Consider the following 13,900-nt stretch of genomic DNA (forward strand, 5'->3'; position numbering starts at 1 on the left):
AGAGAGGAAAGAACGAGTCGATGGCATTATCTGAAGAACTGACGTCTCCGCATGCCTCTTCGCTGACGGCTCCGGTACTGGATACGCCTTCGGCGGGGTTGCCGGAGGAGCCGACGATTGGCGAGACGGAGCTGCGGCAACACGCCGATGCGCTGGCGGTGCGCCTGCGGCAGCAGGCTCCGGGGAAGACGCAGGATGAACTGAAGGGGTATCTGGACAGGCTGCGATCGAGGTTGAAGGAGGCTGTTCCGCGATGGAAGGCAGGGACCTCGACGGCAGTGCTGACGCCGAAGCTGGAGCTGGTAGAGAGCGTGCGAATGTTCGAGGCGGCGATCCCACGCGGCGAGGATGCGGCAGCCACGTTTGCCGAGGCTCCGCTGGCGGATCTTCCTCCGGAGGGCATGCTGCCGCAGGTGATCCATATTGCGGGCAGCTACATGGCAGCGGTGGAGGGAGTGTGGTCGGGGCGGTCGCTCTCGATCTATGCGGAGCAGGTTCAGAAGCACCATCCGTTGACGCTGCGTGAGGTTCAGCTGCTGCCGGATGCGCTGAAACTGGCGCAGCTGGAGTTCATCCTGAACCGTGCGGATGCGGTGTTTGCCGCCGGCGAGCTTCCTCCGATCGAGCAGTCTCCTTTCTCGGCGCCGATCCATAGTCTGCGGCGCATGAACCAGATCGAGTGGCGCGAGGTTCTGGAGCCGCTGATTGCCTTTGACACCGTGCTGCGGCTGGATCCGGTTGGCGTATTCGCTTCGATGGAGGAGGAGACGCGGGCGGCGTATCGGATGCGGGTTGCAGAGCTTGCGCGGCACGCCGACACGAACGAACTGCAGACGGCGCAGGTTGCGCTGGAGCTGGCGGAGGCGGCGGCGCGACTGGAGTATAGCGATCCGCGGATGGCGAAGAGGAAGTCGCACATCGGCTACTACCTGTTTGCGGATGGGGTTCGCGAGCTGAAGCTTCGCATCGGGTTCCGGCCTACGGCGCTGGAGCGGCTGCGCGATCTGGTGCGCACGTACAACGAAGAGTTCTACATCCTGGGCACGTTCATCCTGGCGCTGCTGCTGATTACGGCGATGATTCTTCCGCTGGTTCCACGGCATGAGTTCTGGCCGGTGATGGCGGCGCTGCTGCTGGCTCTGCTGCCGGCGACGCAGGGCGCGGTGGACCTGGTGAACGGAATGGTCTCTGCGCTGATGAAGACGGAAGCTCTGCCGAAGCTGGATTTTTCAAAGGGTATTTCGCAGGAGAACGCGACGCTGGTGGTCGTTCCTACACTTCTGCTGAACGAGCGGCAGGTGAGTGATCTTCTGGACGAGCTGGAGGCGCGGTATCTTTCGAACCAGGATCCGAATCTTCACTTCGCGCTGTTGACGGACCTTCCCGACACGACGGCGCGGCCACCTGATCCGGACGAGGGTCCGCTGGTGGATTTGGCGGCGCGCGCGATCGACGCGCTGAATGTGAAGTATGCGGGGCGCAAGGGAGGATCGTTTCTTCTGCTGCACCGTCACCGCGTGTACAACGCGCGGCAGGGCGTGTGGATGGGATGGGAGCGCAAGCGTGGCAAACTGCTGGATCTGAACAAGCTGCTGCTGGACGAGATCGACAGCTTTCCACGCAAGGTGGGTCCGCTGGGCGTGCTGGAGCGCATCTGCTATGTGATCACGCTGGATTCGGACACGCAGCTTCCGCATGGGACGGCGGCGCGGATGGTGGGGACGATGGCGCATCCGCTGAATCGCGCGATCATTCATCCTCGGTTGAGGATTGTGACGGCGGGGTACGGGATTCTGCAGCCGCGCGTTGGAGTGAGTGTTGCGTCGGCGTCACGGTCGCGGCTGTCGGCGCTCTACTCGGGCGAGACGGGGTTCGATGTGTATGCGCGAGCGGTGTCGGACGCGTACCAGGATCTCTTTGGCGAGGGAATCTTTACAGGCAAGGGCATCTATGACGCGCACGCGTTCCATGAGGTGCTGAATCATCGCTTTCCGCGCAATGCGCTGCTATCGCATGACCTGATTGAGGGAGCGTATGCGCGGGCGGGGCTGGTCTCGGACATCGAGGTGATCGACGACTATCCGTCGCACTACTCGGCGCACACGAAACGCAAGCATCGATGGGTTCGCGGCGACTGGCAGATTCTGCGCTGGCTGTTCAATGTGGTTCCGGACGAGTTCGGCAACCTGGTGGTGAATCCGATCAGCACGATCTCGCGATGGAAGATTCTGGATAATCTGCGGCGCAGCCTGATTGAGCCGGTGACGTTTCTCCTGTTTCTCTTCGGGTGGTTCTTCCTACCTGGCGGAGCGCTGTACTGGACGGTGACGGTGCTTCTGTTGATGCTGCTGCCGAGCCTGGTGCAGCTGGGCTTCCATCTGAGCCGTGCGCTGTTCAACCGTAGCTTTGCGACGGCGCGTGGAGGAGTTGCGACGTTTGTGTCGTCACTGGGCATCACGATGCTGAACCTGATCTTTCTGCCGCATCACATGCTTCTTTCGCTGGACGCGATTGTGCGCTCGCTGAATCGCACGTTTCTTTCCGGTAGAAATCTGCTGGACTGGGAGACGGCGGCGGAGTCGGAGTCGGGAGGCGGCGGGCGCGGTTCGCTGGACATGTATCTGAAGCTGTCGCCGGTGATCGCGCTGACGATTGCGATGGGGCTGGCGCTGGCGAAGCCGGAGTCGCTGTTCGCGGCCTCGCCGGTGCTGGTGATGTGGGCGCTGGCTCCGGCGGTGGTCTCGTGGCTGAACTCGCCGCTGCGTGCTGAGGTGGGGCCGCTGAGGACGAAGGATCGCGAGTTTCTGGAGCGGCAGGCGCTCCTGATCTGGCGATACTTTGCGGAGTTTGGGGGAGCGGAGAATCACTGGCTGATCCCGGACAACGTGGAGGAGAAGGAGATGCACCAGGTGCGGAAGCTTTCGCCGACGAACCTGGGGATGCTGCTGAATGCGCGGCAGGCTGCGTGCGAGTTCGGATTTATTACTCCGGCGGAGTTTGCCGAGGCTACGCTGGGGACGCTGGATACGTATGAGCGGTTGGAGAAGCAGCGCGGGCATATCTACAACTGGTACGACATCGAGACGCTGAAGCCGATTATGCCGAAGATTGTCTCGGCGGTGGACAGCGGGAACCTTGCGGCTTCGATGTATTCATTGCACACGGGGGCGCTGGAGTTATTGAAGCGTCCGCTGGCGCGTGAGGAGGAGACGCGAGCGAAGGGGGCTGATGATTGGGTGAGCCAGGAGCGGGAGCGATGTCGCGAAAGGCGCGCGCGGTTTATCGAGGAGTACGCTCCCTGGTTGTCGCCGCGGTTTGACCGGTTGGCGCCGGAGCCTTCGCTGGGGCTTGAGGATGCCAGGCGGTCGACGACACTGGCGCGGGCTGCGCAGTATGCGTCGGAGCTGGAGGAGAGGCTGAGCGGTGCCGGGGGTGAACTCGGCGTGCTGGCTCGAGAGCTGCGCGAACTGCTGCCAGCCTCGAGAGAGCGCGTGATGCGGCTGCGAGCGGATGTGGAGGCGATCGCGGAGCGGGCGAATCGTTACGCCGATGCGATGCAGTATGGGTTTCTGCTGGTGGAGTCAAGGAAGCTGCTCTCGATTGGCTACGACGGTGTGACGGGTGAGCTGTATGGCGCGTGTTACGACCTGCTGGCGTCGGAGGCAAGGATGGCGTTCTTCCTTGCGGTGGCGAAGGGAGATATTCCGCAGGAGTCGTGGTTCAAGTTGGATCGCTCGCACGTGCTGGTGCGTGGGCACGCTTGCCTGGTGTCGTGGACGGGCACGATGTTCGAGTTCATGATGCCAGCGCTGTGGATGCGGGCGTATGCGAATACGCTGATTACGCGGGCGCTGGAGTCAGCGGTGCGGATTCAGCGGGACCATGTGCGAAGGATTCCGTGGGGAATCTCGGAGTCGGGCTATGCGAAGACGGACGCTGCGGGGCGTTATGGGTATCAGGCGTGGGGGATTCCGCAGCTGGCATTGAAGTATGGCGCGGAGGACGGGCCGGTGATCTCGCCGTATTCGACGTTTCTTGCGCTGGAGTTATTGAGAGACGATGCGATTGAGAATCTCCGCAGGATGGACGCGATGGGCTGGGTGGGGGACTACGGCTTCTATGAGGCGGCGGACTACATCGAAGGCGGCGAGCCGAAGGTGGTGCGGTCATGGATGGCCCACCACCAGGGGATGAGCCTGCTGGCGCTGGCGAATCTTCTGCGCGGGGAGTGCTTCAAGCGGTGGTTCCACGCGAATGCGATTGTGCGCGCGGCGGAGCTGCTGTTGCATGAGAAGCCGTTGAGCAAGGAGTCGCTGGAGGCGTTGGAGGAGCCGGAGGTTGTGAAGACGAAAGGGATTCCGGGAGAGCAGGGCGAGGCGGAGCCGCAGGTGGCCTAGGACTTGTATTGACACGTATTGCGGCTAGATTAGCGGGGTTTTGTTGTGCGGTTTGGACGCTTCGATAGGAACCGCAGATCCTTCGACTATGCCTCTCACGATAAGGCTGTGAGAGGCTCCGCTCAGGATGACACGTCTTTGAATTTTGAGCAGAAGCAATCTGCAAATCTGGCGGATGCAACTAGTAGCTGCGGAAGCCGGCGAGTCTCATGGCATTGGAGGCTTCGGGGTTTTGCATGAAGGTTTTCCAGACGAAGCCGCTGCGGAGGTTTTCCGCTGCCAACAGGCTGATGCCGAGGTCGATGCCGAGGACGTCGGAGTCGTACCAGGAGAGGCTGGGGTGAAGGGCGTCACAGGGGCCGTAGCGTCCCCAGGCGTACTGTTCGTAGTTGTCCTTGAGTGAGCGGAGAACGCGCAGGCAGTCCTGGGGCAGGAAGGGCAGGGAGCCGGCGGTGGCGCAGGGAACGACGGAGCCGTCGACCGGCCCCATGAGCGGCGGGCCTCCCCAGGCGGTGTAGCCGTGCTGCCAGTCCGAGGCGGAGACTCCCCAGTAGTCGTCGGTGTAGCCGCGGTTGAGGCTGAGGCAAAAGGCCTTGTGTGCGCGGACGGCGGTGACGGAGTTGGCGAAGTAGTCGGCGAAGGCGTCGCGTTTGCGATAGAAGTCGAACCAGGCGTGCGAGTAGAGGTGGACGAAGAGAGGATCGCGGCTGCCGATGTAGTTGAACCTTTGAAAGCGCATGCGCGGGCGCGAGAAGTTGGCCCAGAAGGATGGGTCGATGGGATGAGTGGGAGAGCCGATGGCGAGCAGGTACATCATCATCATCTCGGCGTAGTGGTCCCAGCGCACGTTGATGAAGCCGGTGGCGGGGAGCCATCCGAGGGCGAAGGTGTCGCCGTTGTTGAGCATCCAGGGCCAGTCGACGCGGTTGTAGATCTGCGTGGCAAGGTCGGAGATCTTCGCGTCGTTGAAGTAGGCGCGGCAGGTAAGGACGCCGCAGAGGAGGATGGCGGTGTCGATGGGCGAGACCTCGATGTTGAGCAGGGGGAGGCCGGTCTTTACGTCGTTGAAGTGGTAGTAGAAGCCATGCTCGGTGGGCATGGGCCTGAGGTGGAACTGAAGCGTGGAGAGCACGCGACGGCGGATGCGATCGGCGGGGAGGTAACCGCGGCTGTCGGCGATGCAGAGCGCGGTGAGGCCGAAGCCTGTTGCGGCGACGCTGGAGGCGAAGCGCGAGTCGAGCTGTCCGGTGGTGGCGCGGTTGTTGGCGCGGTCGAGGACCTGTCCGGTGTTAGGGTCGGCCTGCTCGTAGAAGTAGAGGCAGGCCTGGCGCTCCATCTCGTCGAGGAAGGCGGAGTCGGCGTCGCTGAGTGTGACGGGGCGCGGCGCGGCGAAGGCCAGCCGCTGGGTGAGGGGCGGAAGCACGACACCGGAGAGCAGCCCACCGGCGAGCAGGCGAGTCGCACTGCGCCGCGTGATCGCCTTCATGCGGAGGTCACCAGGATGAATTTGAGAACGGACAACACTCGAGTCTAACGCGCCGCCTTGCTGCCGAGGATAACTACGACAAGTCCTTGGGGAGGAATCTGGAGGGTGAGGCTGCCGGCGGTGAGCGATGCCTGCTCCGGCGGCGCGGCACGGCCGGCTTCGCGGAGCTTGACGATCTGGTCGCGTGAGGGAAAGGCGGGGCGACCCATGGCGTCGTAGGTTTTGATGACGTTGCCGTGGTCTTCGTCGAGGCGAAGGATGGTGGCTGAGGCGTCGGCGGGGACTCCGGTTAGTTGGAGGGTGAAGGTCTTCGATGGTCCGCGGCTGGCAGGCGGCGGGGTGTAGTTGGCGCCGGTGCCGTCGGGCGAAGCGTAGTTCCAGAGCGCGACGGCGAGCGAGCCGTCGGAGCGGCGCGTGGCGAGAGCGGAGTCAGAGGAGAGCGGAATGCGGCGGTCGCCAAGCTGGTGCAGCATGGCGAAGGCGTTGAAGGCGGGCTTTGTGATGTTGTCTGCGGCGACGAGGCCGAAGCCGCCGTAGAAGGGAGTTCGGACGACGCCTTGTTCTTCGAAGACGTCGGAGAAGCTCCAGTAGCTCATGGCCTGGGTGAGGCCGTCGCACTGGCTGATGGTGGTGGCGAGCCAGGGGCCCATGTAGACGGAGTCGGTGACGTTGGGCTCGTTGGCGTAGCTGGCGTTGTACTCGCTGAAGATGAGCGGCGTGGAGGGCAGGGGCGAGGAGGTGATCTCGTCGTGGACCTTGCGGACGGAGCGGCAGACCATGCGGTCGCGCGGGATGACCTCGTCGGCGTGGAAGACGTCTTTGGCGGTGTCGTTGGCGTAGACGTGGCTGGAGGCGAAGTCGACGGGGATGTTCTTTTCCTTGCAGTGACGGAGGAAGTCGCCGACCCATGCGGCCTGCGCGGTGGAGGGGCCGCCGACGCGCAGGCGGGAGTTGACCTTTTTGATGGCGAGCGCGGTGTGGTCATAGAGCTCGAAGTAGGAGGCCTGCGCGGGCTTGCCGCGCCAGAAATCGATGTTGGGTTCGTTCCAGACTTCGAAGTTCCAGTGGGAGACCTCGTCGATGCCGTAGCGATCGACGAGGTGCTGGGCGAAGGCGGTGATCATGGCGTCCCACTGGGCGTAGTCGCGCGGCGGCGTGACGTTGGGGTGGTACCAGAAGGGATGGATCGAGTCGGGGTCGGAGGCGAGCTTCTTCGGCATGAAGCTGAGTTCGACGAAGGGGCGGATGCCCTGGTCGAGGAGGCCGTCGTAGATCTGATCGACGTAGGAGAAGTTGTAGATGCCGGCGTTGTCGGACGGAGCGACGGCGGTGGCGTCCTTCATCTGGGCGAACTGGATGGGCTTGCGGTCAGGGTCGTAGAGGCCGACCTCGTCGTCGAAGATGCCGTGGAAACGGACGGCCTGAAAGCCGGTGATCTGCTTTACGGAGTGGAGGTCTTTGCGGTAGCTGTCGCGCAGGGAGAGGATGGCGCGGCCGGAGCCGAAGGTCTGCTCCCAAAAGTGGGGAAAGGGAGTGCCCTGGGCGCGGGCGTCGATGCGGATGGTTCCGCCGGCGGCGAGGGCCTGTGACCGAAGCAACGGTGCGGTGGCCGCGAGGGCGAGAGATGCGGCGATAGCGAGCCAGCGCCGCGTGGTGTTTTCTTTCTGCATGAACCTCTCCGCGAGATGTGTTTTCCGTTGGGCTTCTACAGGACGCGACTCGCTATAAGTTTAGGATGCGCGATTTTGAGCGGAGTGACATTACTTTTCGGCTTGGTAAGACAATGAGTGTCCGAGACTTTTTGACTGCGGCAAGGTCGTTGGTACGCCGGTTCGAAGTAGAATTCTTTTCAATTGAAGGGGCTCCTTGGAGAGCTCCTCAAAAAGAAACGACAAAGCGTCGGGTGGAATTAGGGCCAGACACTTAAATGTATACGATTACAGGACGAGGACGAACCTGATGCCTGAATGTCTGAAGTGTTTGTGCGTGCGGAGCGTCTTTTTGCTCCTCGCAGTTGGCGCCGCGTGGGCGGCCCCGCCCGATGGAGTTTCCAGTGTTCGCTTCGACGCAGGGAGCCGTGTCTTTCGCATGGATGCGGCAGGGGTGACGTATGCCTTTGGCGTGAACGACAGGCAGGAGCTTCAGACGCTCTATTGGGGTGGACGGCTTCAGGAGAGCGATGGGTTTGTTGCTGCGAAGGCAGGCCATGGAGTGGCCTCGTTCGAGGCTCCGGCGAATGCGACTCAGCAGGAGTTCTCGGGGTGGGGAGAGGGTCTCTATTCGGAGCCGGCGCTGAAGGTGAGCTTTGCGGACGGCAATCGCGACCTGGTGCTGCACTATGTCTCGCACGAAGTGGAGCGCGATGGAGTGGTGGTGACGCTGAAGGACATCTCGCGGGACGTGTTTGTGGAGCTCCACTACTCGATGGACGCATCGACGGGCGTTTTGGGGAGGTCGGCGGTGATCCTGAACCGGACGAAAGCTCCGGTGATGATCGAACAGGCGGCTGCGGCGAGCTGGAATCTGCCGGTGGGAAGCGACTATCGGCTGCGATATCTGTCGGGGCGGTGGGCGGCGGAGTGGACGCTGAATGAGCAGAAGATCGCGCCGGGAAAGACGGTGCTGGAGAGCAGGCGCGGCTCGACGGGACACCAGAACAGCCCGTGGTTTGCGATCGAACGTGGCGACGCGAAGGACGAGGATACGGGCGAGGTGTGGTTCGGCGCGCTGGCTTGGAGCGGATCGTGGAGCATCAGCGTGGAGCAGGATCAGCTGCGGCAGGTTCGCGTGACGGGAGGGTTCAATCCGTTCGACTTCGGCTATCGGCTGGCGCCGGGCGAGAGGTTGACGACGCCGGTGTTCTACGGCGGCTATTCGCAGGATGGCATCGACGGGGCGTCGCGGCTGCTGCACCGGTTTGAGGTGACGCGCATTCTGCCGCAGGCGCCGCATCCGCGTCCTCGGCCTGTGCTCTATAACTCGTGGGAGGCTACGGGATTTGCGGTGAACGAGGCTGGGCAGGTTGCGCTGGCGGAGAAGGCGGCGAGCATCGGGGTGGAGCGCTTTGTGATGGACGACGGCTGGTTCGGGCAGCGGAAGAACGACCATGCCGGCCTGGGGGACTGGTATGTGAACAAGCAGAAGTTTCCCAACGGGCTGAAGCCGCTGATCGATAAGGTGCATGGGCTGGGGATGGACTTCGGGCTGTGGGTGGAGCCGGAGATGGTGAATCCGGACAGCGATCTGTATCGCAAGCATCCGGAGTGGGTGCTGAACTTTCCCGGCCGCCCGCACACTGAGCTGCGCAATCAACTGGTGCTGAACCTGGCGCGCAGCGATGTGCGGGACTATGTGCTTGGCTTTCTGGATGACCTGCTGAAGCAGAACGACATTGCGTTTCTGAAGTGGGACTACAACCGCAACTGGGCCGAACCGGGCTGGGATGCCGCCGCGACCGAGGATCAGAAGAAGGTGTACGTCACTTACGTGGAGAATCTGTACGGTATTCTGCGCGAGTTGCGCGCAAGGCATCCGAAGGTGGAGATTGAGTCGTGCTCGGGTGGCGGCGGGCGCGTGGATCTGGGGATTATGCTCCTGACCGACGAGGTGTGGACCTCGGATAACACGGATCCCTTCGACCGGCTGACGATTCAGGACGGCTTCAGCTATGCCTACACGCCGGGCGTGATGATGGCCTGGGTCACCGACTCGCCGAACTGGGTGAACCAGAGAACGACGTCGCTTGAGTACAGGTTTCTGTCTTCGATGCAGGGGGGCCTCGGGGTAGGCGCGAATCTGGGGACGTGGTCGCCCGAGGATTTTGCTGTGGCCAAGGAGATGATCGCGGCGTACAAGGAGGTTCGCGAGACAGTGCAGCACGGTGACCTGTACCGTCTGATCTCACCCGAGGGAGGGAGCGAGGCTTCGGCGACGGAGTCGGTCTCGGTGGACAAGCGGCAGGCGGTTGTCTTTGCGTTTCTGCACTCGAGCCAGAAGGGTTATCCTTTCCCGACAGTGAAGTTGCGTGGACTCGACGCGGCGGGGCAGTATCGGCTGCGGCCCATACATGGAGCGAAGGCCGAAGCCGCGCCTGAGGTTGCGAGCGGAGCATCCTGGATGTCGCGGGGGCTTGATGTCGTCCTGCGCGGGGACTTTCAGGCGGCGGGATTCGTTCTTGAAGAGGCTTCGCGATAGCTGCTGAGCGATGACGCGCGCTGGCGCTTCGGTTGTGCGGGGAATTGAAAGAGTAAACGCTCAACGATTGAGCACTGGTTCTCGGCGCAGCCGATGGCATCGGTTGAAGTGTTCAGACCACTTGTGTAACTGCGGGGAAATTCTGGACATACACAAAGAGTGATCGGTCCGGGGCGAGTCCTGCGTGTGCGAGACGGGTGAGTGGGTTGCTGGTGGAGTTTATACACCCGGGGCGGGCGGGATTTCTATCCATTTAAGTACTTGACGAAGCTTGCATGGGTGATGCCTAATTGGCAGCGGAAAAATATCCGTCAAAGACAAACGTTTGTCTTGTTGAAAAGTTTCCTGCTTGTCGGGGATTGCGGGTTGTGCACGTCGTTGATTGCAAGATTTCTGGAGGCAACATCATGAATACGAGAAGAATGAGATCGATACTGACGGTCGTCGCGGCAGTGTTGTGGATGTCGTGTGCGGGGCTAGTGCAGGGGCAGAGCATGAACGCCGGAGATATACGCGGAATCGTAACGGATTCCAGTGGCGCTGCGATTCCTGACGCGACGGTGACGGTTCTGAACAAGGACACCGGCGTTACCAAGGACTTCACGACGAACCAGGATGGTTTGTACGACACAAACTCGATCGTTCCTGGAAACTACGAGCTGACATTTTCGAAGACAGGTTTTCAGAAGCTGGTGAGATCTGCCGTGACTGTGCAGGTAGGAATCATGAAGGTAGACGCCCAGCTTCCCGTTGGAGCGGTGACCGAGTCGGTCGTGGTGAATACCGATATTCCGTTGCTTTCGACCGAAAATGCGGAGCAATCGACCACGCTCGCTTCCAGACAGCTGGCGAACCTTCCCCAGGTCGGCACTCCCACGTGGGAGAACTTTACAATTTTGCTTCCGGGAGCCGCGGGTGCACCGATGGGCGCTCAGGGTTCGAGCAACCCGGGGCAGGTCGCTGCGGTGAATGGCAATCTTCCCTTCAGCACGATCCTGGCCGATGGCGCGGCGATTACGCTGCCGCATAGCGCCAACGCCGACGTCATGATTCAGGAAACGATCCAGGAGGTGAAAGTAAGTGCCTCTGCCTTCTCGGCGCAGTATGGCATCGGCGGCATCATGTTCAACCAGATCAGCAAGGGCGGCACGGACCGCTTTCACGGTTCGGCATATGAGTACTTTCAGAATGACGCGATGAATGCGGCGAATTACGCCTTCGCGACGAAGACGAGGGAGGAGGCCGTCTCTCCGCTTCGTTACAACAACTTTGGTTTCAGTGTGGGCGGGCCGATTATCAAGAGAAAACTCTTCTTCTTTTTCGATTACGACAAGGTCATTAACCATGGAGCGGCATCAACTGGAACGGCAACTGTTCCGACTGCGGCGATGCTGAACGGCGACTTTACGGGGCTTCCAGACATTTATGACCCTAATACGACGACGGTTGTGAACGGCGCAATCCAGCGCCAAACGTTTGCTCAGGTCTACGGCAACGGAAACCGCATCCCCGCAAGCAGGCTCGACAAGGTAGCTCAGGCGATGCAGCAGTACTATCCGAAGCCGAATACGCCGGGTACAGTCTCTTCGAACGGCATCGTTCAGAACAACTATTTTTACAACGTACCAAATTCGCAGCCGTTCCAGAGGTTCTTTGGCCGCGCGGATTGGGACATCACTGGCAATAACCGCTTAACGATGTCGGAGACCGCCAGCGATAACCCCGCCTATTCCCAGGGACAGGGCATTTGCCCTATCAACTGCCAATCGCAGGTTGTGAGCCGTCACAACGCACAAATCACGGATGTATGGACGATCTCGCCCAACGTCATCAACGAGCTTCGCGTTGCCTATACGAACCAGATGAACTTCTTCGTTCCGGCAGCGTTGGACCAGGGATTCCCAGGCAAACTAGGCTGGCAGTTCGCCAAAGCCGACAACTTCCCGACGCTGAATGTCACGGGTTACTACCAGCTGACGCCGAACACCAACGCTGTCTACAAGGAGCACATCTACGATCCCTCGGATGTGGTCACCCTGGTCAAGGGTAAGCACATCCTCCACTTCGGTGGCGAGTACCTTTTCTTCCGCGATAACTCTACGGCGTGGGGGAACATCGATGCCGGCACGATGGGCTTTACCGGCGCCTATACCAGCACGACCGACCCGAACGATAAGACGAAACAGCTCGGCGGTATGGGCTACGCGGACTTCCTGTTGGGCACGATGAATAGCTGGGGCGCGCAAGTGACTCCAGAGGCCGGTGCTCGTATGCGGGTTCCGCAGATGTTCATTCAGGATGACTACAAACTCACGCAGAATCTGACGCTCAACCTGGGTCTTCGGTATCAGATCCAGTCAGGGTGGGGAGAGGTCAAGGGCAATATGGCGACCTTCGATCCCAGAGTTCAGAACCCTGCAACCGGTACGTTGGGCGCGTTCTGGTACGGCACAACCAAGGCGGGTGGAAGAGACAGGCTGCAGGAACCGGTCTACACGACCTTCCTGCCGCGCGTCGGCTTTGCCTGGATGCTCGATCCGCGCACCACTCTCCGGGGCGGATTCGGTCTGTATGCCTATAACTGGAGCCTCGACACCTATGCTCCTGGAATGGGTCAGGCCTTCGGTACCAAGGGCAACCTCAGCGACCAGAGTGGTGGTGTAACTCCGATCGGGCTCCTGGGCGGTACGGGCGCGAACCTGCCATATATACCCGTAACGACCAATCCTGCCGGTTACAACGGTTCCAATGTCAACTACAACCAATACCACGCTCCTGTTGGCGGCAGCTATCAGTGGAATCTGTCCATGCAGCGCGAGATCTCAAACGATATGGTGGTTGAACTCGCCTATGTAGCCAGCCATGGACACGACCTGCCGTTCCCGGTGGATATTAACCAGGTTCCCGAAAACAGGCTCGCGCCGAACGACCAGCAGTCGCGCCCCTATCCGCAATTCGGAAACATCTTCGGGAGCACGAACAACGCGCTGTCTAACTACAACTCGCTTCAGGCCTCTGTCAACAAGAGGCTTTCCAATGGCCTGAACTTCAACTTCAACTACGTCTGGTCTCACTTCCTGAGTAATATCGACTCTTCGGGGTGGGGCAGCAGAGCCGGCGCGCAGAACTATCAACGGTCCTACAATCCCTCTGCGAATTACGCCAACTCGAACTTCGATATACGCAACGCCTTCAAAGGAAGCGCGATCTATGAGCTACCCTTCGGGCGCGGCAAGCGGTTCCTGAATAACAGTCTCTTACTCGATCAGATTGTTGGAGGCTGGCAGACGGCCGGAACACTGGTCGTGCAGAGCGGCCAGCCGTTCACCGTCTCGATGGCGACCGACAACTCGTATTCGTTGGCGCAGAACTCACAGTGGTATCCGAACCTCATCGGCAATCCAAAACTTAGCAGCCATGGCGCGTATCACGGTACAAACCAGTGGTTCAACGAGGCGGCATTTGCTACTCCGACTCCGGGAACATTCGGAAACGCTGGGCGTAATCTGCTGAACGGTCCTGGACTCTCCAATGTGAACTTCTCGCTCGGCAAGACGTTCCATATCTGGGAGTCGGTGAACCTGCAGATTCGAGCAGATGCAAGAAATGTCTTCAATCACCCGAGCTTTGGATTGCCGACATCCGGCGGCAACCAGGGTTCAGCTCAACTGACCGTAAATCCCGACGGTTCCATTGCGACGGGAACCTCGACGATCCGTACACTTACGGTCAACGGCCGCGGGATGCAGCTCGTTGGTCGCGTTACGTTCTAATAGTCACCGCAGGGATGGCTGCGAACAGCCATCCCTGTTTCTTTTAACTT

The 13,900-nt window shown here is 60.8% G+C and carries 5 protein-coding genes; 3 read left to right on the forward strand and 2 right to left on the reverse strand.

Translation table 11 applies throughout. The annotated features are described in order from the left end of the window. Positions 1-20 precede the first annotated feature (20 nt). Positions 21-4,397 (forward strand): glucoamylase family protein, encoded by a 4,377-nt coding sequence (locus tag Q363_RS13470; protein ID WP_064742639.1) that lies wholly within the window; start codon positions 21-23, stop codon positions 4,395-4,397. A gap of 181 nt (positions 4,398-4,578) precedes the next feature. On the opposite strand, the gene Q363_RS13475 is transcribed toward Q363_RS13470, so the two are convergent. Together Q363_RS13475 and Q363_RS13480 are read right to left on the reverse strand one after the other, a co-directional pair. Further along, positions 4,579-5,883, reverse strand: a complete 1,305-nt coding sequence (locus Q363_RS13475) for a glucoamylase family protein (protein ID WP_157466840.1) — start codon at positions 5,881-5,883, stop codon at positions 4,579-4,581. A 44-nt stretch (positions 5,884-5,927) separates the two neighbouring features. Beyond that, positions 5,928-7,553, reverse strand: coding sequence for a GH39 family glycosyl hydrolase (locus Q363_RS13480; RefSeq protein ID WP_035350931.1), 1,626 nt, complete (start codon positions 7,551-7,553; stop codon positions 5,928-5,930). Positions 7,554-7,884: 331 nt separating this feature from the next. Between Q363_RS13480 and Q363_RS13485 the strand changes: the two genes are divergently transcribed. Together Q363_RS13485 and Q363_RS13490 are read left to right on the forward strand one after the other, a co-directional pair. Then, a complete protein-coding gene (locus Q363_RS13485) occupies positions 7,885-10,077 on the forward strand; it encodes an alpha-galactosidase (protein ID WP_051978740.1) in 2,193 nt (730 codons plus the stop codon). Positions 10,078-10,499: 422 nt separating this feature from the next. Then, positions 10,500-13,850, forward strand: a complete 3,351-nt coding sequence (locus tag Q363_RS13490) for a TonB-dependent receptor (protein ID WP_245632202.1) — start codon at positions 10,500-10,502, stop codon at positions 13,848-13,850. Positions 13,851-13,900: the final 50 nt, after the last annotated feature.

Source organism: Edaphobacter aggregans DSM 19364 (assembly GCF_000745965.1).
Lineage (GTDB): Bacteria > Acidobacteriota > Terriglobia > Terriglobales > Acidobacteriaceae > Edaphobacter > Edaphobacter aggregans.

Excerpts from the sequence above, each read along its gene's own strand:
- Q363_RS13470 (WP_064742639.1), top strand. The coding sequence starts at position 21 with ATGGCATTATCTGAAGAACTGACGTCTCCGCATGCCTCTTCGCTGACG.
- Q363_RS13490 (WP_245632202.1), top strand. The coding sequence starts at position 10,500 with ATGAGATCGATACTGACGGTCGTCGCGGCAGTGTTGTGGATGTCGTGT.
- Q363_RS13480 (WP_035350931.1), bottom strand. The coding sequence starts at position 7,553 with ATGCAGAAAGAAAACACCACGCGGCGCTGGCTCGCTATCGCCGCATCT.
- Q363_RS13475 (WP_157466840.1), bottom strand. The coding sequence starts at position 5,883 with ATGAAGGCGATCACGCGGCGCAGTGCGACTCGCCTGCTCGCCGGTGGG.